At 73.0% G+C, this 24,196-nt stretch carries 20 protein-coding genes and 1 tRNA gene; 12 read left to right on the forward strand and 9 right to left on the reverse strand.

Features of this window, described 5'->3' with window-relative positions:
* Positions 1 to 97: 97 nt before the first annotated feature.
* Both ACIGO6_RS17310 and ACIGO6_RS17315 read right to left on the reverse strand, forming a co-directional pair.
* Positions 98 to 2,815 (reverse strand): LuxR C-terminal-related transcriptional regulator, encoded by a 2,718-nt coding sequence (locus ACIGO6_RS17310; protein WP_399877018.1) that lies wholly within the window; start codon positions 2,813 to 2,815, stop codon positions 98 to 100.
* Positions 2,816 to 3,025: 210 nt separating this feature from the next.
* Positions 3,026 to 3,925 (reverse strand): LysR family transcriptional regulator, encoded by a 900-nt coding sequence (locus ACIGO6_RS17315; RefSeq protein ID WP_399877021.1) that lies wholly within the window; start codon positions 3,923 to 3,925, stop codon positions 3,026 to 3,028.
* A gap of 80 nt (positions 3,926 to 4,005) precedes the next feature.
* Between ACIGO6_RS17315 and ACIGO6_RS17320 the strand changes: the two genes are divergently transcribed.
* Together ACIGO6_RS17320 and ACIGO6_RS17325 are read left to right on the forward strand one after the other, a co-directional pair.
* A complete protein-coding gene (locus ACIGO6_RS17320) occupies positions 4,006 to 5,001 on the forward strand; it encodes an EamA family transporter (RefSeq protein ID WP_399876594.1) in 996 nt (331 codons plus the stop codon).
* A gap of 8 nt (positions 5,002 to 5,009) precedes the next feature.
* Positions 5,010 to 5,687: an NAD(P)-dependent oxidoreductase gene (locus ACIGO6_RS17325; RefSeq protein ID WP_399876597.1), complete on the forward strand. Its 678-nt coding sequence runs from the start codon at positions 5,010 to 5,012 to the stop codon at positions 5,685 to 5,687.
* A gap of 60 nt (positions 5,688 to 5,747) precedes the next feature.
* Here the strand turns inward: ACIGO6_RS17325 and ACIGO6_RS17330 are convergent, their stop codons facing one another.
* Positions 5,748 to 6,779: a helix-turn-helix domain-containing protein gene (locus tag ACIGO6_RS17330; protein ID WP_399876600.1), complete on the reverse strand. Its 1,032-nt coding sequence runs from the start codon at positions 6,777 to 6,779 to the stop codon at positions 5,748 to 5,750.
* Between the two features lie 101 nt (positions 6,780 to 6,880).
* Here ACIGO6_RS17330 and ACIGO6_RS17335 point away from each other — a divergent pair, with 101 nt between their 5' ends.
* From ACIGO6_RS17335 to ACIGO6_RS17350, 4 genes are all read left to right on the forward strand, one after another.
* The gene (locus tag ACIGO6_RS17335) at positions 6,881 to 8,656 is read left to right on the forward strand and encodes an ABC transporter ATP-binding protein (RefSeq protein WP_399876603.1); all 1,776 of its coding nucleotides are present in this window, start codon (positions 6,881 to 6,883) and stop codon (positions 8,654 to 8,656) included.
* Positions 8,653 to 10,368: an ABC transporter ATP-binding protein gene (locus tag ACIGO6_RS17340; protein WP_399876606.1), complete on the forward strand. Its 1,716-nt coding sequence runs from the start codon at positions 8,653 to 8,655 to the stop codon at positions 10,366 to 10,368. The genes ACIGO6_RS17335 and ACIGO6_RS17340 overlap by 4 nt, the downstream gene beginning before the upstream one ends.
* Before the next feature lie 207 nt (positions 10,369 to 10,575).
* Complete coding sequence (locus ACIGO6_RS17345) at positions 10,576 to 10,944, forward strand: type II toxin-antitoxin system RelE/ParE family toxin (RefSeq protein WP_399876608.1); 369 nt, start codon at positions 10,576 to 10,578, stop codon at positions 10,942 to 10,944.
* On the forward strand, positions 10,944 to 11,267 hold the full coding sequence (locus tag ACIGO6_RS17350; RefSeq protein WP_399876610.1) for a helix-turn-helix domain-containing protein: 324 nt from the start codon (positions 10,944 to 10,946) through the stop codon (positions 11,265 to 11,267). Before ACIGO6_RS17345 ends, ACIGO6_RS17350 begins: the two co-directional genes overlap by 1 nt.
* Before the next feature lie 71 nt (positions 11,268 to 11,338).
* Here ACIGO6_RS17350 and ACIGO6_RS17355 read toward each other — a convergent pair.
* The 3 genes from ACIGO6_RS17355 to ACIGO6_RS17365 all read right to left on the reverse strand — a co-directional run bounded on the left by ACIGO6_RS17355 (position 11,339) and on the right by ACIGO6_RS17365 (position 14,527).
* Positions 11,339 to 11,411, reverse strand: a tRNA-Arg gene (locus tag ACIGO6_RS17355).
* A gap of 85 nt (positions 11,412 to 11,496) precedes the next feature.
* On the reverse strand, positions 11,497 to 13,104 hold the full coding sequence (locus ACIGO6_RS17360; RefSeq protein ID WP_399876612.1) for an IclR family transcriptional regulator C-terminal domain-containing protein: 1,608 nt from the start codon (positions 13,102 to 13,104) through the stop codon (positions 11,497 to 11,499).
* A 118-nt stretch (positions 13,105 to 13,222) separates the two neighbouring features.
* Positions 13,223 to 14,527: a M6 family metalloprotease domain-containing protein gene (locus tag ACIGO6_RS17365; RefSeq protein WP_399876615.1), complete on the reverse strand. Its 1,305-nt coding sequence runs from the start codon at positions 14,525 to 14,527 to the stop codon at positions 13,223 to 13,225.
* Positions 14,528 to 14,826: 299 nt separating this feature from the next.
* On the opposite strand from ACIGO6_RS17365, the gene ACIGO6_RS17370 reads away from it, so the two are divergent.
* Both ACIGO6_RS17370 and ACIGO6_RS17375 read left to right on the forward strand, forming a co-directional pair.
* A complete protein-coding gene (locus ACIGO6_RS17370) occupies positions 14,827 to 15,480 on the forward strand; it encodes a TetR/AcrR family transcriptional regulator (RefSeq protein ID WP_399876617.1) in 654 nt (217 codons plus the stop codon).
* Positions 15,481 to 15,596: 116 nt separating this feature from the next.
* Complete coding sequence (locus tag ACIGO6_RS17375; RefSeq protein WP_399876620.1) at positions 15,597 to 17,132, forward strand: MFS transporter; 1,536 nt, start codon at positions 15,597 to 15,599, stop codon at positions 17,130 to 17,132.
* 94 nt (positions 17,133 to 17,226) lie between these two features.
* On the opposite strand, the gene ACIGO6_RS17380 is transcribed toward ACIGO6_RS17375, so the two are convergent.
* Positions 17,227 to 17,742, reverse strand: a complete 516-nt coding sequence (locus ACIGO6_RS17380; protein ID WP_399876623.1) for a MarR family winged helix-turn-helix transcriptional regulator — start codon at positions 17,740 to 17,742, stop codon at positions 17,227 to 17,229.
* A 120-nt stretch (positions 17,743 to 17,862) separates the two neighbouring features.
* On the opposite strand from ACIGO6_RS17380, the gene ACIGO6_RS17385 reads away from it, so the two are divergent.
* Positions 17,863 to 18,624, forward strand: coding sequence for a dioxygenase (locus tag ACIGO6_RS17385; protein WP_399877024.1), 762 nt, complete (start codon positions 17,863 to 17,865; stop codon positions 18,622 to 18,624).
* Between the two features lie 30 nt (positions 18,625 to 18,654).
* Here the strand turns inward: ACIGO6_RS17385 and ACIGO6_RS17390 are convergent, their stop codons facing one another.
* Positions 18,655 to 19,173 carry a GNAT family N-acetyltransferase gene (locus tag ACIGO6_RS17390; protein ID WP_399876625.1) on the reverse strand — a complete coding sequence of 173 codons (519 nt, stop codon included), beginning with the start codon at positions 19,171 to 19,173 and terminating at the stop codon, positions 18,655 to 18,657.
* A 231-nt stretch (positions 19,174 to 19,404) separates the two neighbouring features.
* Between ACIGO6_RS17390 and ACIGO6_RS17395 the strand changes: the two genes are divergently transcribed.
* Both ACIGO6_RS17395 and ACIGO6_RS17400 read left to right on the forward strand, forming a co-directional pair.
* Complete coding sequence (locus ACIGO6_RS17395) at positions 19,405 to 20,403, forward strand: RNA polymerase sigma factor RpoD/SigA (protein WP_399876627.1); 999 nt, start codon at positions 19,405 to 19,407, stop codon at positions 20,401 to 20,403.
* Between the two features lie 359 nt (positions 20,404 to 20,762).
* Positions 20,763 to 21,506 (forward strand): TetR/AcrR family transcriptional regulator, encoded by a 744-nt coding sequence (locus ACIGO6_RS17400; protein WP_399876629.1) that lies wholly within the window; start codon positions 20,763 to 20,765, stop codon positions 21,504 to 21,506.
* A 43-nt stretch (positions 21,507 to 21,549) separates the two neighbouring features.
* On the opposite strand, the gene ACIGO6_RS17405 is transcribed toward ACIGO6_RS17400, so the two are convergent.
* Positions 21,550 to 22,521: a helix-turn-helix transcriptional regulator gene (locus ACIGO6_RS17405; protein WP_399876630.1), complete on the reverse strand. Its 972-nt coding sequence runs from the start codon at positions 22,519 to 22,521 to the stop codon at positions 21,550 to 21,552.
* A 63-nt stretch (positions 22,522 to 22,584) separates the two neighbouring features.
* On the opposite strand from ACIGO6_RS17405, the gene ACIGO6_RS17410 reads away from it, so the two are divergent.
* Entirely contained in the window at positions 22,585 to 24,150 is a 1,566-nt protein-coding gene (locus ACIGO6_RS17410) for an MFS transporter (protein WP_399876633.1), read from the forward strand.
* Positions 24,151 to 24,196 lie beyond the last annotated feature (46 nt).

Below are 24,196 nucleotides of genomic sequence, written 5' to 3' on the forward strand. Positions count from 1 at the left end.
CAGGGGGGGGGAGGGCCGCTCGGCGGGACCCCGTCACAGCAGCCCGAGATCACAGCAGTCCGGGGTCACAGGAGCCCGAGATCACAGCAGTCCGGGGTCACAGGAGTCCGAGGTCCCTCGCACGGTGCACCGCGTCGTTGCGCCGGTTCACCGCCAGCTTGCGATACACGCTCTTCAGGTGAGTCTTCACCGTGTTGACCGATACCCAGAGATCGGCGGCGATCTCCTCCGCGGACATCATCCGGGCCAGCCGCTCCAGCACGTCCCGCTCGCGTCCGCTCAGCTCCACCGCGACGAGGGGCGGAGCCGAGGCCGAGGTCGAGGTCCCGGGTTGCCACCGGGTCCGCCCACCCCGGCGTCGCGACGGTCCGGCCCCCGTGAGCCAGCCCGCGGCCAGCTCGTGCAGGTCAGGCGTGGCCAGCAGCGGTCGTATCCACTCCCCGGCCCGGAGGAACGGACGCCGCAGCCGCTCCCTCCGGGCGTCGAGCAGCGCCCGCGCGACGAGCCTGCGGGCGGTGGCCTCGTCTCCCGACCCCAGGGCGGCCCGCGCCCTCACGAGCGCCGCCCCCACCGACACCGCGGGCCCGGCCCGGCCCTCGGTGCGCAGGCCGTCGAGCAGGTCGGCGGCGGCCCGGGGGCGCCCCGCGGCGGCCTGGATCGCCGCGGCCTCCACGGCCCACACCGGCAGATCGCCGGACACGCCCCGGAGCGCCTGCGCGGCGCTGTCCGGCCGGCCCTCGGCCAGACGGGCGGCGGAGACGACGAGCGCCGCGTGGCTCGTCGCCCAGGGCGAGGCCACGGCGACGGGGACCCCCGGACGCGCCGCCTCCACGGCGGCTCGCGCGTCGCCCCGGTCCAGCAGCAGACGGGACGCGGCGATGGCCCGCCCCGCCGCCGGCACCGGATCGCGTTGCCCCGCCGGCAGCCGGGCCGTGGCCGTCTCGTCGAGGAGCGCCTGGGCGCGGTCCAGTTCGTGACGGTCCACCGCCACGGCGGCCAGGACCAGCCGGCCGAGACCGGCGCCGGCGGGCCGGGGCAGGCCGGCCCGCTCCACCTCGCAGACCGCGGCCAGGGCCCTGCGCTCCGCCCGGCCGATCCAGCCGTTCAGATAGTCGAGAAGGGCCAGGTGCCCCATCGACTCCGCCCGGGGCAGCACGGTGGCCGCCCCGCCCGGAGTGCCGGCCACGCCGGTCAGGACGGCACGCGCGTCCTCGAAACGCCCGGCCCACAGCCGTGCCGAGCCCAGGTGGGTGAGCAGGAGCGCGGTCAGCTCGGGGTGCTTGTCCAGGAGGTGGGCCGGTACTTCCTCCCGCAGCGCGTCGGCCGCCTCGGCGGCCCTCTCCGCGCGCGGGGGAGACCCGCTCAGCCGGGCGGCCAGCGTCTCCAGCAGCGCACAGCTCAGCCGGACCTGCGCCGCCCCGGACCCGTCGTCGGACAGACGGTCCTCGGCGCGCCGCAGACGCTCCAGGCCGTGATCGATGTCCTGCCGGGACAGGGCATGGGCGGCCCGCACCAGCTCCGACGCCGGGCTGCGGGACTCGGGCCCCATGCCGGAGAACAGCTGGGCCAGGTCACCCGAGCGCAGGCCGGTGAAGAGCCGGCCGATCGCGAGGTCGTCGACGAGGGCCCCGGCGGCGAGGTCCCAGTCGCCCGCGGCGGCGCAGTGCGCCAGCGTCTCCGGCAGGAAGCCGGAACGGCGCAACCACCGCGCGGCCCGCCGGTGGAGCTCCGGCTCCAGGCCGGGCAGGCGCTCGCGCAGATGGGCCCGGAGTATCTCCCGGAACAGCGGGTGCAGCCGGTACCAGGAGTGTCCGAGCCGCTCGATGAACGCGTTCTCGCGGTGCAGCCCGGCGAGGAGGGGCGCGGCGTCGGTCCGCAGGGTCAGTGCGTCGGCCAGGTCGGGGCAGAAGCGTTCCAGGACGCTGACGCGCAGCAGGAGGTCCTGCGTCTCGGCCGTCCGGCCCTTGAGGACCTCGGCCAGCAGGAAGTCCGCGACCGTGGTGTGGTCCGCCTCGAACTCCTTGAGATAGAGCTCGGGGTCGGCGCTCTCCCGAGCCGCCAGCGCGGACAGCCGCAGCCCGGCGGCCCACCCCCGGGTGCGCTCCACCAGGGCGCTCGCGGCGTGGACCGGCAGGTGCAGCCCGTGCAGCTCCAGCAGCGCCACGGCCTCCCCCGCGGTGAAGGCCAGCTCGGCGCCACGGATCTCCGTCAGCTCGCCGGTGGCCCGGTAACGGTGCAACGGAAGCAGCGGTTCGGTACGGGTGACGAGGACGAGGCGCAGCCCCTGCCCGGCGTGGTGCAGGACGAACTCCAACTGCTGCGCGACCTCGGGTGCGGTCATCCGGTCGTACTCGTCGAGCACGAGGACCACCGGCCGTTCACGGGCGTTCAGCTCGGCGGCGAGCGCGGCCAGCAGTGCGCGGTCCACCCCGTCCGCGTCGGCCGGAGCCCCGGCCGCGCCGGACGCCCGCGCACCGCAGGCACGCAGCGACTCGAAGACGTACGCCCAGAAGACCCCGGGGCGCCGGTCCCCCGCCTCGACGGTGAGCCAGGCGACCGGCTGCCGCAGCCCGGCGGCCCAGTCGGCGGCCAGCAGCGTCTTGCCGGCTCCGGCCGACCCGTTGACCAGCGTCAACGGTGTCCGCAGAGCCCGGTCGAAATGATCGACGAGCCGCTGCCGCCGCAGGAACGTGGCCGGGAGTGAGGGAAGAACGAACCGGGTACGCAAGAACGGGTCCCCGAGGGGATCGGCACACGGCACGCCTACGACGACCGGCTCGTCCGCTCGTCCCGCTCCCCTGTCGGTCCCGGCCACGGCGCTCACCACCCAGTCCGCCAGGGTCACGTCACGGATCGGTCGCTACGCCCAGCATCCCAGCCCTGCGGCCGGGGCGCGCGGCGGCCCACCCGCCCCACGGGACCCCCCCGTCCCGTTCCCCGCCTGCCTGCGGGCGACACCACGGTGCCGGGCGAGCCGTCGGCCGGGAGATGCCCCGCTCGCAGCCGTTTGCCGCTCCCTTGCGGGTCAGGACACTGTCATCGGCGGTCCGGCCTCGAGGAGGTCGAGTATCGCCCGGGTGGCCGGGCTGGGGTTGAAGCGGTTCCACACCAGGTACTCGACGCGACGCGGACCGCCGGCCATCGGGACCAGCGCCAGATCCGGGTCGTCGGTGGCCCGCGGTGCGATGAACGCCGACGGCAGGAGCGCGATGCCGAGTCCGCGTCCGATCAGCCGGGTGATCAGCTCCACGACGCCGGCTTCGTACGCGACCTCGCGGATCAGGCCCGCGGCGGCGAATGCCTGATCGGACTGGGCCCGGGCGGGCGTCCCGCTCACGAAGTCCACGAACGTCTCGTCGGCGATCTCCCGCAGCGTGACCCGGGGAACGTGCGCCAGCCGGTGTCCCGCCGGCACCACCAGCACGTGCTCGTCGTGAGCGAGAACCACGCATTCCACACCGGAGGGCCGTTCGCTCTCCGGCATGCCGAGGAAGGCGATGTCCAGGTCGCCGTTCCGGACCGCCGCCGCCAGCTCGTCGCTGCGTCCCGAACGGAGGGCGACCTGGACGTCCGGGTGCTGGGCACGGTACCGCTGCAGCAGCTCCGGTACGTCCACGGCAGCCGTGGTCACGATCACGCCGACGGCGAGCCGGCCGCGTACCAGGCCGGTCGCGGCGGCGGCGTCGGCAGCGGCGCGGTCGGCGGCGGCCAGGCACTCGCGCGCACCGGCGACGAACGCCGCTCCCGCAGGGGTCAGTTCGACGCGGCGGCTGGACCGGGCGAACAGCTTGACCCCGAGTTCCCGCTCCAGACCGGCGATCCGGTGACTGAGCGACGACTGCACCACGAAGCAGCGCTCGGCGGCGCGGGTGAAGTTACGGGTTTCGGCCACGGCGACGACGTAGCGCATCTGCTGGAGATCCACCCATCCATCGTTCTGGTCCATGGCTGTGATGACAAGCATGTGTTGGACTCATGGCGGGGCTCGTCCCGAGACTTCCTCACATGCACACCTCGACCGAGCGGGCACCGGGCCCGCCGCGCTACGGGATGCGGGCGGCCACCGTCGCACTGACCGCGCTCGCCCCCGCGTCCTGGGGCACCACGTACGTCGTCACCACGGAACTGCTCCCGCCCGGCCATCCGCTGTTCGCGGGGATGCTGCGCGCCCTGCCCGGCGGGCTGCTCGCGCTGGCGATCACCCGCGTGCTCCCGCGCGGGGACTGGTGGTGGAAGGCCACCGTCCTCGGCGCGCTCAACATCGGTGCCTTGTACCCCCTGTTGTTCGTGGCGGCCGAGCGACTCCCCGGCGGTGTCGCCGCCACCCTCGGTGCCACCCAGCCGTTGCTGGTCGCCGGGTTGGCCGTCGCGCTGCTCCACGACCGGCCGACGGCCTGGCGGTTGGCCTGGGGAGTGCTCGGCGTGGTCGGCGTCGGCCTCGTCGTACTGGGGCCGCAGGCCCGGCTGGACGCCGTCGGGGTCGTCGCCGGCCTCGGCGGTACGGCCACCATGGCCGCCGGGATCGTCCTCACCAAGCGGTGGGGGCTTCCCGCGGGTGTCGGTCCACTGACCCTGACCGGCTGGCAACTGACGGCGGGCGGCCTGCTCCTGCTCCCGCTGACCGTCGCGATCGAGGGGGCGCCGCCCCGAATCGACGCCGGAGCCGCCGGCGGATACCTGTGGCTCGGCAGTGTGGGCGGACTGATCGCGTCCACGCTGTGGTTCCGCGGTATCGGAAAGCTGCCGGTCGGAGCGTCCGCGCCGCTGGTCCTGCTGTCCCCGATGGTCGCGGCCGTCATCGGCGCCGCGCTGGGCGAGTCACTGAGCCTGCTGCAGACCTCCGGCTTCGTCCTCGCCCTGGCCGCGTTGCTCGCGGCGCAGTTCGATGCCCCGAACCGGTCGGGCCGCGTGGCGCGCGGCGGGCCGGCAAAAGCCCACAGCCGAGAAGACCGGAAGCACGACGCCCCCCTACGAGACATACGAGAAGGACGGACCCGATGAGGACAGGCATGACTATCGCCGTACTGGGCGCCACCGGGATGGTCGGCAGCCGAGTGGTCGACGAGGCGGGCGCACGCGGACACCAGGTGCTCGCCCTGTCCCGGAAACCCGCGGGTGAGAACCCGGGGAACCCGAACGTGACGCCGGTCGCGGCCGACGTGACCGACTCGCACGCCCTGCACGAGGCACTCGCGGGCTCCGCCTCCCACGGCGTCGCGGACGCTGTCGTGCTCGCCGTGCGGACCGTGCCGGCCGACGAGGCGTTCCTGGTCGGCGCCACCCGTACGGTGCTGGACGTCGCCGCCCGGCTCGGGATCCACGTCTTCGTGGTCGGCGGCGCCGGCGCATTGCGCAGCCCCGGTGACCGCGATCTGCTGGTCGCCGACAACCCGGCGTACGTGCCCGCCGAGATCAGGGCGGTCGCCGCCGCCGGAGTCGCCCAGCTGCGGGCCTGCCGGTCCCATGCCGGTGCCGACTACGTGTACCTGAGTCCACCGGCCCTGCTCGAGCCCGGCGAACGGACCGGCCGCTACCGGCGCGGCACCGACACCTTGCTCGTCAGCGACGACGGCCGGTCCTGGATCAGCGCCGAGGACCTGGCCGTCGCCGTGGTCGACGAACTCGAGACCCCTGGCCCCGACCGCCTCATCACGGTCGTCCACCGCGGCCCACACCCGCCGGCGTGAGCCGGCCACGGAACCCTCGGGCACTCCCGGATCGGCATCACCATGAACGTCTGACCGCCGTCAGCCGGAGTCACCCGCATCGGCGGCGTGAGCGGGCTGCCGGCGCCGGTGACGCGACCGTACATCCGTGGGCCCCCCGGGAACCCCTCCCCCTCGGGTGTCTCCGCCGGCCGGCGGCAGTGGCCGGTGCGGCCCGTCGGAACGGGAGGCCGGGGCACCGCCCCATCGTGCCGAGAGGCGCGGCACGTGGTCCACCCACGCCAGGTCGGTCGTCGCGACGAGCGACTGGCCGGCCACGGTCGCGGGGGTCACACCGGTGAACGCCACGACGTCCCGGTGCAGATGCGACTGGTCGGCGTAGCCGCAGTCGGCCGCGACCCCGGCCGCCTCCTGACCCCCGGCCAGGCGGGTGGCGGCCCAGTCGAAGCGGACGAGCTTCACCGCGCGCTTGGGCGGCAGGCCGAGCTGCGCGTGGAAGCGGGACCACAGGCGCTTGCGGCTCCAGCCCAGCTCGTCGGCCAGCCCCTCGACCCGCACCTGGCCGTGCCCGGCGACGATACGGTCCCAGGCCCAGGCCAGCTCCGGCTCGATGGCGGGCCCCGCGGCGGACAGCCGGGCGAGGAGCGCTTCGACGAGCGCGAAGCGGTCCTCCCACGAGGCGGCCTGGGCCAGCTGCTCGCGCAGCCGGGCTGCCCGCCGCTCGCCCCACAGGTCGTCCAGGGCCACCACGGAGCCCTCCAGCTCACCAGGGCCCACCCTCAGCACGGCGCGCGCGATGGCGGGGGACAGGCGCACCTGCATCCACTCGACGTTCGCGGCCCGCACCCGCGCCGCACCGCCGACACCGAACTCCAGCCCGGTGACAAGGCTGCCGCGGTGCTGCCGCCCCGTCGACTCGTCGATGCCGAGCACCGCCTCGCCGCAGGCCAGCGCCAGCGTCAGCACGGGGTGCGGGTCGAGCCGGTGGTCGACCGGCGCCGGGCCGCGGTCGCGCATCCCCGCCAGGACGACGCCGGGTACGCGGCCGGGCCGGGCCGGACGCGTGACCTGCCACACGGGATCAGCGACGCGCCGGCGCACGGCAGTTGACATGCGTCCATGCTACGGGCCGCCCGTACGCAACATCCGCACGGAACATCCGGACGGAACATTTCTTCAATCCAGCGGGCCGCAGCCGCGGCGAAGGTGAGCGCATGACTTCCACCGGAACCGCCGCGCCGCCACCACCGGGCATGGCCCGCCTGTTGCGCCCGTACGCGGGCGGCTTGGCCGTCGTCGTCGTCCTGCAGGTCATCGGCGCCGTCGCCGGCCTGGCGCCGCTGCTCGCGGTCGTCGAGCTCGGCCGTACGCTGCTGGCGCCGGGACCGGCCGACGACGGGCACGTGCGCGGCGTCGTGATCGCGGGCGCGGCGGGGCTGCTCGTACGGCTGCTGTTCACGGCCGCCTCGTCCGGCGTCGGACACCTCCTCGACACCCGGGTGCAGCTGGCGCTGCGCCGCCAACTCGCCGCGCGGCTCGGACGGGTGCCGATCGGCCGGCTGGCGCGGCGGCGCAGCGGGGAGTTGGCGAAGCTGGTGGGCGAGGACGTCAGCGCCGTGCACCCGTTCATCGCCCACACACCGGGCGAGCTGGTCTCCGCCTTCGTGGTGCCGCTGGTCTCGCTCGGCTACCTCCTCACCGTGGACTGGCGGCTGACGCTGATCACGCTGATCCCCGTGCTGCTGGCGGTCGCGCTGGTGCCCCTGATGATGACCCCCGCGCGGCTGCGCGAGCAGAAGGAGTTCGACGCCGCGATGGGACGGATCTCGGCGTCGGTGGTCGAGTTCGTGCAGGGCATCGCGGTGGTGAAGGCGTTCGGCGGGTCGGAGCGGGCACACGGCAGGTTCCGTACCGCGGTGGACGACTTCACCCGGAGCTTCTACCGGATGGTGCGCGGTCTTTCCGGGGTCGCCGCCGGGATGCAGGTGGCGCTGTCGCCGCCGTTCGTGCTGCTGGCGGTGCTGGCCGGCGGCGCATACCGGATCACCGGGGGCGGGATCGCCCCGGCGGACCTGCTGCCCTTCCTGCTCCTCGGCCTCGGGCTGACCGCGCCCGTGGCCGCGCTCGGGCACGGCTTCGACGACCTCCAGGCTGCCCGGCGCGCCGTCGGCCGCATCCGGGACGTACTCGCCGAGCCGTCGCTGCCCGAGCCCGTACGGCCGGTGGCGCCCGAGGGACACCGGGTGGAGCTGCGGGACGTCCGCTTCGGGTACGAGGGCGCCGCGGCCGGGCGCGAGGTGCTGCGCGGCATCGACCTGGTGCTGGAACCGGGGACGATCACGGCCGTGGTCGGGCCGTCCGGCAGCGGCAAGTCCACGCTGGTGCAGCTGCTGCCGCGGTTCCACGACCCGACGCACGGCTCCGTGCTCCTCGGCGGCGTCGACCTGCGCGAGGTGGGCAGCCAGGAGCTGTACCGGCGGGTGTCCTTCGTCTTCCAGGACGTCCGGCTGCTGCGCGCCTCGGTCGCGGACAACATCGCCCTCGCCGTCCCGCACGCCGACCGCGACGCCGTCGTCCGCGCCGCCCGCCGGGCGAGCATCCACGACCGCGTTCTCGAACTGCCCCGCGGCTACGACTCGGTGATCGGCGAGGACGCCCGCCTCTCCGGCGGCGAGGCGCAGCGCGTCTCGATCGCCCGCGCCCTGCTCGCGGACGCCCCCGTCCTGGTCCTCGACGAGGCCACCGCCTTCGCCGACCCGGGGACCGAGCAGGCGGTGCGCGAGGCGCTGGCCCAGACCCGGGAGAAGCGGACGACGCTGGTCATCGCCCACCGCTTGGAGACGATCGCCGACGCCGACACCGTCGTGATGCTGCGCGACGGCGAGATCGTGGAGCGGGGCACGCCCGCGGAACTCCTCGCGCGGGGCGGCGCGTTCGCCGAATTCTGGGAGATCCACTTCGGCACCCCGGAAGGGGAGGAGGCCCGATGATCGGCACACTGCTGCGTGTGCTCGGCCACGAGTACGCCGGGCCGGTGCGCCGCACCGTTGCCCTGATGACGGCGACCGCCCTCGCCGAGGGACTGTCGTACGCCCTGCTGGTGCCCGTGCTGCGCGCGCTCTTCGGCAGCACACCCGAGGACGCCCGGCCCTGGCTGGCCGCCTTCGGCGCGGCGGTCGCGGTCTACGCGGTGCTGCGGTACATCAGCGACCGCTCCGGTTTCCGCGTGGGCACGACGATGCTGCACGGCATGTACGAGCGCCTCGGCGAACACCTCGCCCGGTTGCCCATCGGCTGGTATCAACCCGGCCGCACCGGCGAGGTGTCCGTCCTCGCGAGCCAGGGCGTGTTGCAGGCGATGGGCGTGATCGCGCACCTGCTGGCGCCGTTCATCGCCGCCTGCGTGACGCCGCTGACGATCGTCGCCGTGATGCTCGCCTTCAACTGGCAGCTGGGGCTCGCCGGCCTGGCCGCCGTGCCGTTGGTGGCCGCGGTCCAGCTGCGCACGGCCCGCGCGACGGCGGCGACCGACACGGAGCGCGCGGAACGCGAGCGTGAGGCCACCGGCCGCGTCATCGAGTACCTCCAGGCCCAGCCGGTGCTGCGCGCCGGCGGCCGTACCGGCGAGCGATTCGGTCTGCTGGACGACTCCCTGGAGGAACTGGGCCGCGCCTCGCGACGCTCCACCCTTTCGGCGCTGCCCGGTGTGCTGGGTCTCGCGGTCACCGTGCAGGCGGTGTTCACCGCACTGCTCGCACTCGCCGCGTACCTCGCCCTCGGCGGGGACACCGGCGCGGCCGAGGTGCTCGCGGTCCTGGTGCTCGCCGCCCGCTGCGCCGACCCGCTGCTGTCCCTCGCCGAGATGAGCGGTGGCATCCGCGCGGCCCGCGCCGAACTCACCCGCCTCGACGACGTCCTCACCACCGAGCCGCTGCCGGAGCCCCGCGCACCGCGCGAACCGTCCCGCCACGACGTCGAGTTCGACGCGGTCACCTTCCGGCACGGCGACCGCACGGTCGCCGACGGCGTGACGCTGTCCGTGCCCGAGGGCCGGCGGCTCGCCGTCGTCGGACCGTCGGGCGCGGGCAAGACGACGCTGCTGCAGCTGCTCGCCCGCTTCCACGACGTCGACGGGGGCGCGGTGCGGATCGGCGGCGTGGACGTGCGGGAGATGGACACCGCGGCGCTGATGGCGCGGATCGCCATCGTCTTCCAGGACGTCCACCTCTTCGACGGCACGATCGAGGAGAACGTGCGCCTCGGCCGCCCGGACGCCACCGACGCCGAGGTACGGGCCGCGGCCGCCGCGGCCCGTCTCGACGAGGTGATCGAGCGGCTGCCGGGCGGCTGGTCGTCGGAGGTGGGCGAGGGCGGGGCACTGCTGTCGGGCGGCGAGCGGCAGCGCGTCTCCATCGCCCGCGCACTGCTGAAGGACGCGCCGATCGTGCTGCTCGACGAGGTCACCTCCGCCCTGGACCCGGTGAACGAGGCGGCCGTGCACGCCGGCATCGAGAAGCTGATGGCGGGCCGGACCGTGGTGCTGGTGGCGCACCGCATGGGGACCGTGCGCCGGGCCGACCGGGTCGTCTTCCTGGACGCCGGGCGGGTGGTCGAACAGGGCAGCCACGAGGAGCTGCTGCGGCACGCCGGCCGGTACGCCGCGTACTGGAACCTGTCCCGGCCCGCGCCGGCGCGGGACTGAGACGACCGGCCCTCACCGACCGGGCCCGCACCGGACGAGGAGTCCGAGCCCGAGTAGGAGCAGCCCTCCCTGGGGGAGAACGTCAGGCCGTCTACTGCAGCGACCTTTTCGGGCGGGTCGGGATGGCAGCGCGGCATGGGGCAGTAGCAGCTCCTGTGGGCCGCAGCGGCTTGCGTTATATATTTGGAGGTATATACCGTTGATTGCATGGCGGAGCAGTGGGAGATCGAGATCGAACCCGAGGTACGGGATTGGCTGGAGCTGCTTCCGTTCCGCCTCTACCGGCGGGTCGAGGACAAGACGGACCGACTGCTGGACGAGCCGACGACCCTCGGCGAGCCGTACTCGCGGCACCTGGGTGGCAAGCTACGTGAGCTCCGCTTCGAGTTGGACGGCGAAGCCGTGCGCATCCCGTACTGGCTGGCGCCGGGACAACGGATCGTGCTGCTGACGGTCTTCCGTAAGACGAGGATGCGTGAAGCGGCGGAAGTCGAGCGTGCGCACCAGGCCCAGAAGGTCTGCGAGGCCGAGCATGGTCATGCTCAGCACACGTACGAGCGACGCAAGGAGAACTGATGAATCACAGCACGTGGAAGACGCGCCGGGCCCGGCAGCTTGCGGGTGAGGCGGTGGAGTATGACCAGGAGTACGTCGACGCGCGGCTGGCCGGCGATCTCGGGCAGGCGGTCTACGACCGCCGGATCGAACTCGGCTTGTCTCAGACGGAGCTGGCAGAGCGGGCTGGGATGACTCAGCCCCAGGTCTCCCGGATGGAGGGCGGCGACACCGTGCCGACTCTTCCGCTGCTGCGGCGCTTGGCCAAAGCACTGGAGGGCACGCTGAACCTGACCATCGACGAAGGCGACTCGCATGTCACCTTCACCCCGCACGCCGCGTGAGCCCTCGGCAGACGAACCGCCGACTACGAACGCCGAAGGGCACCTACGGGTCCGTAGGTGCCCTTCCTCTGTGCCCCCGGCAGGATTCGAACCTGCGACACCCGCTTTAGGAGAGCGGTGCTCTATCCCCTGAGCTACGAAGGCCGGTCGTGGTGCGGTGGCGGTGTTGCTGGGTGTGGGTGTGCCACCGCCCGACAGTGTAGCGGGTGGGTCGAAGAGCCGGGGCTGGTCAGGTGAGGGGGACTGTGCGGAAGCGGCCCGCCACGCGCAGGTCCCCTTCGATGTGGGCCGCCGTGTCCTCGAGGGCGGGCAGGATCTCCGTCACGCAGGACGCTGCCGTGCGGCGGGCGGCGTGCATGGCGACGTTCACCGCGGCGACCGCGCGGCCCGTGCGGTCGCGGACCGGGACCGCGAGGGAGCGCAGGCCGGGCTCCAGCTCCTCGTCGACCAGGGCGTAACCCTGGGAGCGGATCTCGGAGCGGGGGTCGGCGGTCGGGAGGTCGGCCAGCAGGACGCGGCCCAGGGAGGTCGCGTGGGCCGGGAGGCGGGTGCCGACCGTGATGTGGGCGCTCATCACGCGGCTCGTGGACGCCCGGGCCGTGTACTGGATCTCCTCGCCCGAGTCCGACAGGACGGCCAGCGAGGCCGACTCGTGGACGCGGTCGGCGAGGGCGGTCAGGTGGGGCTGGGCGATCTGGGGCAGGGAGGTGCGGGAGAGGGGCGGGAAGCCGAGGGAGAGGACGCGGGGGGTGAGGGTGAAGGCGCCCCGGTCGGGGGTCGGGGTCACCAGGCCCGCGTGTTCGTGGGTGATCAGGGCCCGGCGTGCCGTGGCGCGGGCCAGGCCCGTCGCCTTCGCGACCTCCGTGAGGGTCAGCGGCGAACGGCCCTCGCCGAAGGCGGTCAGTACCGTCAGGCCGCGGGCCAGGGACTCGATGAACTCCCGGCCGAGTTCCTGCTTCGACGCACCCGTCCAGGTGGCCAGGCCGGCGGGGGGAGCGCCCGGCTCCGGGGGCGGGGCGGTGCGCAGGTCGTCCTCCATCGAACGTACCGCCGTGCGGAGGCGGGGGAGCAGGGTCGTGCGCAGGTCCTCGGCCGTGTGGCGGCTGGTGTGGCTCACCACGTTCGCCACGCACGCCGTACGACCGGTGCGGGGGTCCCGTACCGGGGCCGAGATCGCGATCAGGCCCGGTTCGATCAGCTGGTCGTCCAGTGCCCAGCCGTCCGACGCGGCCCGGGCCGTGCGGTGTTCGAAGTCGGAGTCCGGGGTTGCGTGTTCGCGTGGGGGTACGGCGGGAAAGGTGCGGTCCTGTGGGTCCGCCGCCCGGCGGTCGTGCCAGCGGCGCCAGTCGGCCTGCGTCCACTCCGTGGCGAACAGCGGGCCCGGCGCGGTGCGTTCGGCGGGGAGCAGGTCGCCGATGCGGAAGCTCAGGGACATCGCGCGGCGGCGGGTGGCCTGGTGGATGAAGCGGATGCCGTCGCGGTCGCCGACGGCGAGGGAGACCGACTCGTCCAGTTCGTCGGCCAGGGCGTCGGCGCGGGCGGACAGCAGGGCGGGGAGGCGGAGGGCGGCCAGGTAGGCGTTGCCCAGTTCCATCAGGCGGGGGGCGAGGGTGACGTCGCGGCCGTCCAGTCGGACGTAGTCCATGCGGGCGAGGGTCGCGGTGACGCGGTCGACCGTGGAGCGGGCCAGGCCGGTGGCCTTCTCCAGTCCGCTGAGGCTGAGGGTGCCGCCGTCGTCGGCCTCGGTCAGCTGCCGCAGTACGGCGATTCCGCGCAGCAGGGGTGCGACTGCCTCGCCGGGGGCGGCGGCGTCGTCGTTCGTGGTGGTGGCGGGCATCGGGTCTCCGGTACGGCGGTCGCGGCAGGCCTACCGTAATGCCGGTGGTGGGCTGGTCCGGGCGTCGCCGTTTTCCCACCAGCTCACCGCTGTGCCGCCCGCTGCCTCACCCGTTGTCTCACCCGCCGTCCCGACCGCGCGTGATCCGTACCCGATGGTCGCCCTTCGCGTTCGCTCCCGAGACCGCGATCGTGATGCCCCGGCGCGGGTCCTTGAAGGTCTCGCCCGGTGTGAAGGCGGCGTCGGAGAGTTCGGCGTGGACGTTGGGGCTGCGGGTGCAGCCTCCGCTGTCGCGGCGGGAGTCGTAGACCGTGACCGGGCCCATTCCCGTGTCCACGTCCGCGTCGATCTTGTAGATCAGCACGCCCGGCCGGCACATGACCTCGTCGTTGCCCTCGCGGGTGCGCAGTTCGACGGCGTACCCGGACGTCCCGTCCAGCGGGACGACCACGAGCTTGTCGCCGCCCTTGCGGGCCAGCGGCGTCAGCGTGTACTCCGTCGTTCCGGGCGCCGACGCGCAGTGCACCTGGGTGCGGTCCAGCCAGCCCAGCTTCCACTTGTGCCAGCCCAGGAGGTCGTTGTTGGCGCCCCAGTCCTCGCTCATGATGTCCCAGTGGCCGGCCGCGCCGCCGCCCTCCTGGGTGTAGAGGTCGGGCAGGCCGAAGACGTGGCCGTTCTCGTGGGGGAGTACGCGGTAGCCGGTCTCGTCGTAGGAGCCGGAGCCGTCGTCCTGGCGGGAGTAGACGAAGGACGCGTTCGCCACCGGGACGCCGTCGGCCACCGGAGCCTCGGTGTTGCCGGCGAAGGTCACGGACAGGACCGTGTCCAGGGCGGAGGGGCCCGCGTTCGGCGTGACCAGCACGTTCAGGAGGTCGTACGACCGGAAGTCCACCTTCGCGTCGGCCTGCGCGACCAGGTCCTGGACCAGTTGCCGGTAGCCGGGGTCGAAGGGGGCGCCGCGCTCTATGTCGTACTCGGCGAACGACTTCGGCATGCGCAGCCAGTCGCGGATCGGGGTCTCGGCGCGGTAGTCGAGGCGGCCGTAGGAGCTGGTGCGGAACCATTCCCGGGTCTGCGGGAAGAACTCGGCGAAGCGGTCGAGCGCCTTGCCCACGCCGGGCGCGTCGGAGAAGTCGACCATCAGGGTGAGGGCGCGGACGGTGCCCGTGGAGCGGGCGTAGCCGGCGGAGGTGGGGACGCCCTCGGACATCTGGATCTCGGGGCCGCCGGTGATCAGGCAGGGGCCGTGCGCGGAGGAGCGGGAGAGGGTGGCCGGGCCCGGGCCCGCCGCCGTGGTGCTCGGCGCGAGCCGCCCGGCGCCCGCCGAGGTGCTGACCGCGAGGGTCAGTACGGAGACGGTGGCGAGCGCGGCCAGCCGGCGCGTGCGTATGCGACGGCTGGGCGCCTGCGGCTGCGGCGGCATGCAGACCTCCCGGACCCCGGCAGCCGCCGGACACCGGCTGCACCCTGTGATCACCCTGTGTCGAGGGGTGGGCGGGCGCGCGCTGGAGCAGCCGATCGTGGGTTTCTCGCCGGTAGCCGCCGGCCGGGTGGCCTGCCGGCGGAGGGGCGCTCGCGCCTCGGTGGAGTGTGACGCAGGTCACCGCAGAACTCTTCGGGTGCGGGAAATAACCGGGGATCGTTTCCCCGTTTAGCCCAGTGTCCGAGCGAAACGGGGATTCCCTCCCCGGATCGCCCACCCAGTCGTCCGAGGAGTACGCCGTGCAGACCGCAGCCCCCGAGCAGCGCAAGGCGCCCCGGCCCCGCGCCGATGCCCTGCGCAACCGGGAGCGGATCGTCACCGCCGCCCGCGAGATGTTCGTCGAGCACGGCCCCGACGTGCCGCTCGACGACGTCGCCCGCCGGGCCGGCGTCGGCAATGCCACGGTGTACCGCAACTTCCCCGACCGTGACGCCCTCGTCCGCGAGGTCGTCTGCTCGGTCATGGACCGCACGGCCCGGGCGGCCGAGATCGCGCTCGCGGAGACCGGCGACGCCTTCGAGGCGCTGGAGCGCTTCGTGCACGTCTCCGCCGACGAGCGGATCAGCGCCCTGTGCCCCATGGTGTCCAGCACCTTCGACCAGCACCACCCCGACCTGGAAGCGGCGCGCGAACGGGTCGAGCGGCTCGTCGCCGAGGTCATGGACCGGGCGAAGGCGGCCGGTCAGCTCCGTAGGGACGTGGGCGTGGGCGACGTGATGATCGTCGCGGCCCAGCTGAGCCGGCCCCCGGCCGGTACGGGGTGCATGAGCGCCGACCGGTTCGTCCACCGCCATCTGCAGCTGTTCCTGGACGGTCTGCGGGCTCCGGCCCGCTCCGACCTGCCGGGGACCCCCGCGACTCTGGAGGACCTGCGCCGGCCCTGCGACCAGTAGTTCCGCACAACTTGACCGTCTGAACAGCGGACGGCGGCCCTCGCGGCCGTCGCCCTGGGGCCTTACGTCCCTTTGCTCGCCTTTTTCCGTCACGAAGTCCCGAAGTGGGTATCCCCATGTCTGAAACAGCCGTCAAGGCTCCCGGCGTCCCGGACGCCGGCCGCTGGAAAGCGCTCGTCTTCATCGCGCTCGCCCAGCTGATGGTCGTCCTCGACTCCACCATCGTGAACATCGCCCTGCCCTCCGCCCAGCAGGACCTCGGCATCTCCGACGGCAACCGGCAGTGGGTCGTCACGGCCTACGCCCTCGCCTTCGGCGGGCTGCTGCTCTTCGGCGGACGCATAGCCGACCTGTGGGGCCGCAAGCGCACCTTCGTCCTCGGTCTGGCCGGCTTCGCCGCCGCCTCCGCGCTCGGCGGTGCGGCCACCAACGAGGCGATGATGTTCGGCTCCCGCGCCCTCCAGGGCGCCTTCGGTGCCCTGCTCGCGCCGGCCGCCCTCTCCCTGCTCGCCGTGATGTTCACGGACGGCAAGGAGCGCGCCAAGGCCTTCGGCATCTACGGTGCGATCGCTGGTGGCGGCGCCGCCGTGGGCCTGATCCTCGGCGGTTTCCTCACCGAGTACCTGAACTGGCGCTGGACGTTCTTCGTCAACATCCCGTTCGCGGTCGTCGCCGCGGTTGGTGCGTACCTCGTCGTCCGCGAGCCGCAGGGCGGCCGCAATCGCTCGCCGCTCGATGTCCCCGGCGTGATCCTGTCCACCCTCGGTCTGGTCGCGCTCGTCTACGGCTTCACCCGCGCGGAGTCCGAGGGCTGGAGCGACGCGGTGACGGTCGGCATGTTCGTCGGTTCCGCCGTGCTGCTGCTCGCCTTCGTGATCGTCGAGTCGCGGGTCAAGGCCCCGCTGCTGCCGCTGCGCGTGATCACCGAGCGCAACCGGGGCGGGATCTACCTCTCGCTGGGCCTGGCGATCATCGCGATGTTCGGCCTGTTCCTGTTCCTGACCTACTACCTGCAGATCGTGAAGGGCTACACGCCGGTCAAGACCGGGTTCGCCTTCCTGCCGATGGTCGTGGGCATGATCACGGGCTCCACGCAGATCGGTACCCGTCTGATGACCCGGGTCGCGCCCCGGCTGCTGATGGGCCCCGGCTTCCTGGTCGCCGCCCTCGGCATGCTGCTGCTGACTCAGCTGGAGCTGGACACCTCGTACGCCGCCGTGCTGCTGCCCGGCATGCTGCTGCTCGGCCTCGGCATGGGTACGGCGTTCATGCCGGCCATGTCCATGGCCACCCAGGGTGTGGAGCCGCGGGACTCCGGTGTCGCCTCCGCGATGGTCAACACCTCGCAGCAGGTGGGCGGCGCGATCGGTACGGCGCTGCTGAACACGATCGCCGCCTCGGCCACCACGTCCTACATCGCCGACCACATGGCCGGCGCGACCTCCCGCACCCAGCAGCAGCTGGTCCAGCTGGAGGGCCAGGTGCAGGGCTACACCAGCGCGATCTGGTTCGCCGTCGGCATCCTGGTCGTGGCGGCCGTGATCGCCCTGACCTTCATCAACGCCGGCCGCCCGGGCAGCACCACCGTCACGGGTTCCGGTTCGGGTGACGCGGTCGAGGACGAGCTGCCGGTGCCGGTCATCGCCCACTGAGGCCGGCGCTGCCGGTTCCGTTCCGTGCCCTCCGCGGGTACGGGGAGGGGACGCCCCGTACCCGCGGTTCCCAGGACCTGCCCCGGCCGCGCGCTCAGCGCAGCCAGGGCAGGTCCGCACCCGCTTCGCTCGGCTGGAGTCCCTCGGCGACGATCGTCATGATCTCGCCGAGGGACTTCTGCTGTTCGGGGGTGAGCCGGTCGAAGACGGCCTGGCGTACGGCGTTCACATGGCCCGGCGCGGTCCGGCGCAGTACGTCGTACCCCTCGTCCGTGAGGATGGCGAACTGGCCGCGCTTGTCGGAGGGGCAGTCCTCGCGGCGCACCCAGCCGTTCTTCTCCAGGCGGGCGATCGCGTGCGAGAGGCGGGAGCGGGTGATCTTCGCGTACCGGGCGAGCTCCGTCATGCGCAGCCGCCGGCGCGGGGACTCGGCGAGCTTGACCAGGAGGCCGTAGTAGACGTGCGGCATGCCCGCGTCGCGCTGGAGCTGACGGTCGAGGTGGTCCTCGAGGAGGGTGGCGGCCTCGATGTAGGAGCGCCAGACGCGCTGTTCCCCGGCGGTGAGCCAGCGGGGCTCGTCGGCGGAGGGCGGGATGGGTGCCGTATTCATGTATCCATCGTACGAATCCTTGAACTTTAAACAAGGAACCCTTAAATTCGAGGGGAACGCTTGAGGATTCAAGTAACCAGTGACTGGAGTCGCCTCGTGTCCGCCACCGCACCGGAGCGCATGCCCGCCCTCTATCTGAGCCACGGTGCCCCGCCGCTCGCCGACGACCCGGTCTGGCCCGGCGAGCTGGCCGCCTGGGCCGCCGCCCTGCCCCGCCCCAGGGCGATCCTCGTCGTCTCGGCCCACTGGGAGGAGGCCCCGCTCGCCCTCGGCGCCACCCGGACCGTCCCGCTGGTCTACGACTTCTGGGGCTTCCCGGAGCACTACTACCAGGTGCGCTACGAGGCCCCCGGCGCCCCCGCGCTCGCCGAGTCCGTACGCAAGCTGCTGCGCGCCCCCGGCACGCCCGTGCAGGATGTCCCCGACCGCGGCCTCGACCACGGCGCGTACGTGCCGCTGGTCGAGATGTATCCCGGCGCCGACATCCCGGTCCTCCAGGTCTCCATGCCGACCCTCGACCCGGCGCGGCTCATGGAGATCGGCCGCCGGCTCGCGCCGCTGCGCGACGAGGGCGTGCTGATCATGGGTTCCGGCTTCTTCACGCACAACCTGGCCGCGCTGCGCCAGGGCGGCATCCCCGCCTGGTCCGCCGAGTTCGACGACTGGGGACGGCGCGCGCTGGAGGCCGGTGACGTGGACGGGCTGCTGGACTTCACCCGCAAGTCCCCGGCGGGCCGGCTCGCCCACCCGCGCACCGAGCACTTCGCGCCGCTGTTCGTGACGATGGGCGCGGCGGACGCGGCCGGTGAGCTGGATCTGCGGCAGTCCGTGATCGACGGGTTCTGGATGGGGCTGGCGAAGCGGTCGGTGCAGTTCGGCTGAGCCGCCGGGCCCTGCCAGGTTTCCGCCGGGCTACAGCGGTTTCTCGTACCAGGCCACGTCCCAGTACCGGCCGAACTTGCGGCCCACCTCCCGGTACGTGCCGACGTACCGGAAGCCGAAGCGCTCGTGCAGCCGGGCGGAGGCCTCGTTGGGCTGCGCGATGCCCGCGTAGGCGCGGTGCAGGTCCTCGCCGGCGAGGGCCTCGAAGAGGGACCTGTACAGGAGCGTGCCGATGCCGCGGCCGCCGGCCCGCGGGGCGACGTAGACGGTCGTCTCCACCGAGGTCCCGTAGGCGGGCTTCGCGCGATAGGGGCTGGATGTGGCGTAGCCCAGAATCTCCTGTGCGTCCGCGTCCGTGGCAACCCTCAGCCGGTGCGGGCCGTCTTCAGGGTGGGAGAGCAGCCAATGGCGGCGCTCTTCCGGGGTGAAGGGTTCGGTGTCGAACGTGATGGGCGTCTCACGTACGTAGTGGTTGTAGAGGTCGGTGAGGGCCTCGAGATCCGCCTCGACTCCCGGCCTGACCTGGACCTCTGTGCGTCCCGACGGCATCACGCCTCCTCATGTGGCGGGACAGGGTACTGCATGATCAGAAAAATCGGGGGGCGGGTTGGGAATTCTGTCCGGATTCCAGTCGTTGTTTCCATCGGATGCAGGGCACCCGAGGAGAGTCCGGACAGACGCCGGGCAGACAGACCGACCGACCCGGAGACCAAGGACGACCCACACGGTGCCGAACGTCCGCAGGACCGCCCGCTGAACACTCATCGCAAGGGAGCACGCATGGCAACCCGTGCCGTCGCCCGTCGTAAGTCCGCCACCGGCGAGACGGCCGACGCGGCAACCAGCGTCCGCGCCAGCGGCGGCGAGCTCGCCGACCGCGATCTGGTCGGCATGTACCTCGACGAGATCGCGCGGACCCCGCTGCTCGACGCCGCCAAGGAGGTCGAGCTGTCCCAGACCATCGAGGCGGGTGTCTTCGCGCGGCAGGTCCTCGAAGGCTACGAGGAGACCGGGGCGGACGCCACCCGTGAGGAGCTCCAGGCCCTGATCGCCGAGGGCGAGCGGGCGAAGGACGTCTTCATCCGTTCCAACCTCCGCCTGGTCGTCGCGGTCGCCCGCCGCTACCCGCGCAGCGGTCTGCCGCTCCTGGACCTGATCCAGGAGGGCAACGCCGGTCTGGTCCGCGCGGTCGAGAAGTTCGACTACCGCAAGGGCTTCAAGTTCTCCACGTACGCGACCTGGTGGATCCGTCAGGCCATCACCCGGTCGATCGCCGACCAGTCGCGCACCATCCGGCTCCCCGTCCACCTGGTGGAGGAGCTGGGCCGGATCCGGCGCGTGCAGCGCGAGTTCAACCGGGAGCACGGCCGCGAGCCGGAGCCCGCGGAGATCGCCGCCGAGCTCGGCTCGACGCCGGAGCGCGTCACCGACGTGCTCGACTGGGCCCGCGACCCGGTCTCGCTGAACATGTCGGTGGACGACGAGGGCGAGACCCAGTTCGGCGACCTGCTGGAGGACACCTCCGCCGTGTCGCCCGAGCAGTCGGTGATGACGCTGCTGCGCAGCGAGGAGCTCGACGACCTCATCGGCCGCCTCGACCCGCGCACGGCCTCCATCATCAAGATGCGGTACGGCATCGACGACGGCCGCGAGCGTACGCTGACCGAGGTCGGCAAGGAGCACGGGCTCACCCGTGAGCGCATCCGGCAGATCGAGAAGCACGCGCTGCTGGAGCTGAAGAAGCTGGCCCGTGACACCGGCTTCGAGGCGGCGGCGTAGCCCGGGTCGTGAGGCGGGGGGCGTGAGATGACGCGTGGGGCGTACGCCGGTGGCCGAAGCCCCGCGCAAACATGGCCGTACAACGCTGCTTCAATCGGCGGGGGCCCGGGAAAAAGAACTCCGGGCCCTGCAGCGCGGGCCGGGGCCGCGTGTCCCGGACCGACCGCCCTGTGACCACGTCCCGACGCACTCCCCCCGGCGCCGGGACTTTCCCGAGCCGGGCTCGGCGCTTCTCCCCCCGGGGCGCCGGCCCGGCTCCTTCCGTTCCAGAGAAGGTGGAGAGGCGGGGCACCCCGGACCTGAACCCCGGGGTGGCCCGCCGAATGGCAGATTCTGCCACAGCGGCATAGCCTGCCGAAGTGAGTAGCACCACCTCAGCATTCCCCGTGCCAGGACCGTTTCCCGCCGACGAGGCGTCCCGCGTGTCCGTCCCCGCCGCGGGGGCGGTCTCGTTGATCGAGCGGCGCAAGGCCGAAACCCGGACGGAGATCGCCCGGGCGGCGGCCCGCCTCTTCGTGCGGCAGGGCCTGCGGGCCACCCGGGCCGAGGACATCGCCCGGGCCGCCGGTGTCGCCCCGCGCACCTTCTACCGTTACTTCGCGACCAAGGAAGAGGCCGTCGCCCCGCTCTACGCCCTGGGCGCCGAGCGCTGGACCGAGGCCGTACGCGAGGCTCCGGCCGACCTGTCCCCGCCCGAGGCCCTCGAACACGCCGTACGGCACACGCTGACGCCCGGTGTCGGCGTGTCGGCCACTTCCTGGGAATGGGCCCGCGCCCTGATCCGCCTGGCTGAGACGAGTCCCGCCCTGCGGAAGGTGTGGGCGGACGTCTGCCACACGGCGGAGCGGGGGCTCGCGGAGGTTCTGGCCACGCGGATGGCCCAAGGGGACGACAACGTTGCCGCACGCCTGGCGGCCTCCCCCGACCTCCACTTCGCGGCCGCCGTGGCGGGCACCGCGGTCCGCGTGGCGGCGGAGCACTGGGCGTCCGCTGCGGAGGGCCTTCCGGCCGGGGAGGGGAGGAGCCCCTTGGAGTCGGCGTTGCGCCATCTCGAGGTGCTGCGGGCGTTCGCCTGGGAGGGCGGCGCCGGCCTCATGGAGTAGGCGCCCCCGCGATCCGGACGGGGCTGGGGCCGGGTGCCGGCCCTCACCCACCCCCCGCCGCACGTCCCAGCCTCGCCCCCAGGTCCCGTACGCGCTCCACCAGTTCGGCCGGCTCCCGCACCCGGAACTCCAGCCCCAGCATCGCCAGCCGCACCGCCATCCACTCCACCGAGTCCGACACGGTCGCCCGCAGGACGCACGACGTACCGCCGGGCACCGCCTCAGGTGCTCCCAGCCACTGCGGCAGCCGCGCCGCGACGACCTCGGCCGGCGCGTCGAACTCGACCTCGATGTCGTAGGAGTCGCCCCGCCGTTGCATCGACCGCCGCAGATACTCCGCGGCGTCCCCGGTCGGCAGCTCCCGCGGAGCGAACCGCGCCCCGGTCGCGAACGGCTCGCTCACCCGGTCCACCCGGAAGGTCCGCCAGTCGTCCCGGTCGAGGTCGTAGGCGACCAGGTACCAGCGGCGCCCCGTCGACACCAGCCGGTACGGCTCCGTCACGCGTCGCGACTCGGTGCCGTCGCCCGCTCGGTAGGCGAACCGCAGCCGCTCGCGCCCGGCCACCGTCGAGGCCATGACGGTCAGCGTCTCGGGCGCGATGCTCGGTCCGTCCCCGCTGGTCAGCGGCGTCGTCGCGGCCTGGAGCGTGGTGACCCGGTGCCGCAGCCGCGCCGGCAGCACCTGTTCCAGTTTGGCCAGCGCCCGCACCGACGCCTCGTCCACCCCCTCGACGGCGTGCCCGGCGCCGGCGCGCAGTCCGACGGCGATGGCCACCGCCTCCTCGTCGTCGAGCACGAGCGGCGGCATCGCCTTGCCGGCCACCAGCCGGTAGCCGCCGTCCGCGCCCATGGTCGCCTGCACGGGGTAGCCCAGCTCGCGCAGCCGGTCGATGTCCCGCCGGACCGTGCGGCGGGAGACCCCGAGCCGGTCGGCGAGCTCACCGCCGGGCCATTCGCGGGGCGTCTGGAGGAGCGAGAGAAGCGTCAGGAGCCGAGCCGGAGTGTCCGTCGTCATGGATCCGAGGATGCCGCACCTCTAGGACGTGATCTGTCCTACTGAGTGCCTAGCTTTCCTTCCATGACCTCCTCGCACACCCCGCCCACACCGACCACCCCACCCACCCCGGACGCACCGGACACATCGCCGGCCCAGCCCGCCGCGGGCGACCGACGTCGCTGGTTCGCCCTCGCGATCGTGATGACCGCGGCGTTCATGGACCTGGTCGACGTCACCATCGTCAACATCGCCATCCCGTCGATCCGGCGGGACGAGGGCGCCTCCTTCAGCCAGATCCAGTGGATCACCGCCGGTTACGCCCTCGCCTTCGCCGCAGGTCTGATCACCGGCGGACGGCTCGGTGACATCCACGGCCGCAAGCGGGTCTTCCTGGTCGGCATCGGCGGCTTCACCGTCGCGTCCGCGCTGTGCGGCCTCGCCGTGAACCCGGAGATGCTGGTCGCCTCGCGCATCCTCCAGGGCGCCATGGCGGCGCTGATGGTGCCGCAGGTGCTGTCGATCGTGCACGCCACCTTCCCGGCGCACGAACGCGGCAAGGTGTTCGGGCTGTTCGGCGCGATCGTCGGGCTGGGGGCCGTCTCCGGGCCGCTGCTGGGCGCGCTGCTCACCGAGTGGAACCTCTTCGGGCTCGAGTGGCGGCCCATCTTCCTCATCAACCTGCCCGTCGGCATCGCGGGCCTCGTCCTCGGCAGCCGCTTCATCACGGAGTCCAAGGCCCCGCGCGCCCTCAAGCTGGACCTGGTGGGCGTCGCCCTGGTCACCCTCGGCCTGCTGATGCTGATCTACCCGCTCACCCGGGGCCGCGAGCTGGACTGGCCGCTGTGGGGGTACGTCTCGATGGCCGGCGCGTTCGTGGTCCTCGCGGTGCTGGTGGCGTACGAGAGGCGGAAGACCGCGCGGGACGGTTCGCCGCTGGTGGAGCTGTCGCTGTTCAAGGTGAAGAGCTTCGCGGCGGGCATCGCCGTACAGACCGTCTTCGGTGTCGCGCTCGGCATCTTCTTCCTGGTGTGGACGTTGTACATGCAGGAGGGGCTCGGCTGGACGCCGCTGCGGGCCGGTCTGACCGGCGTACCGTTCTCGATCGCCGTCTCCGTGGCGGCCGGGGTGTCGGTGCAGAAGCTGGTCCCGCGCTTCGGGCGCAAGGTGCTCCAGGCGGGAGCGCTGGTGATGGCAGCCGGAGTACTGCTCTACATCGGGGAGTCCGAGCGGTACGGGCTCGGCATCACCTCCTGGCAGATGGCGCTGCCGCTCGTCGTGATGGGCGTCGGCATGGGGCTGATCGTCGCCCCGCTGACGGACGCGGTGCTGTCCCAGGTGCCGCGCGAGCACGCCGGGGCCGCGTCCGGGCTCATCAACACCGTGCAGCAGATGGGCAACGCGCTGGGGCTGGGGCTGGTCTCGGTGGTCTTCTTCGGGACGATGAGCGACCGCCTGACCCCCGACCGCATCGGCCCGGCCTACGCGGACGCCTTCCAGAACGCGCTCGGCTGGGTGGCCGCGGTGATGGCCGCCATCTTCCTGCTGATGTTCGCGCTGCCCAGGCGTCCGGCCCAGCACGTGGAAGGGGCCCAGGCGGAGGACCGGGCGGGGGAGCAGGCGGGGGAGAAGGAGAAGGCGCTGGTCTAGGGACCGAATCCACCCCGCCCCGTCGGGCGCCCCTCTGATGCCCGGT

Source organism: Streptomyces sp. NPDC053750, from assembly GCF_044544295.1.
Lineage (GTDB): Bacteria > Actinomycetota > Actinomycetes > Streptomycetales > Streptomycetaceae > Streptomyces.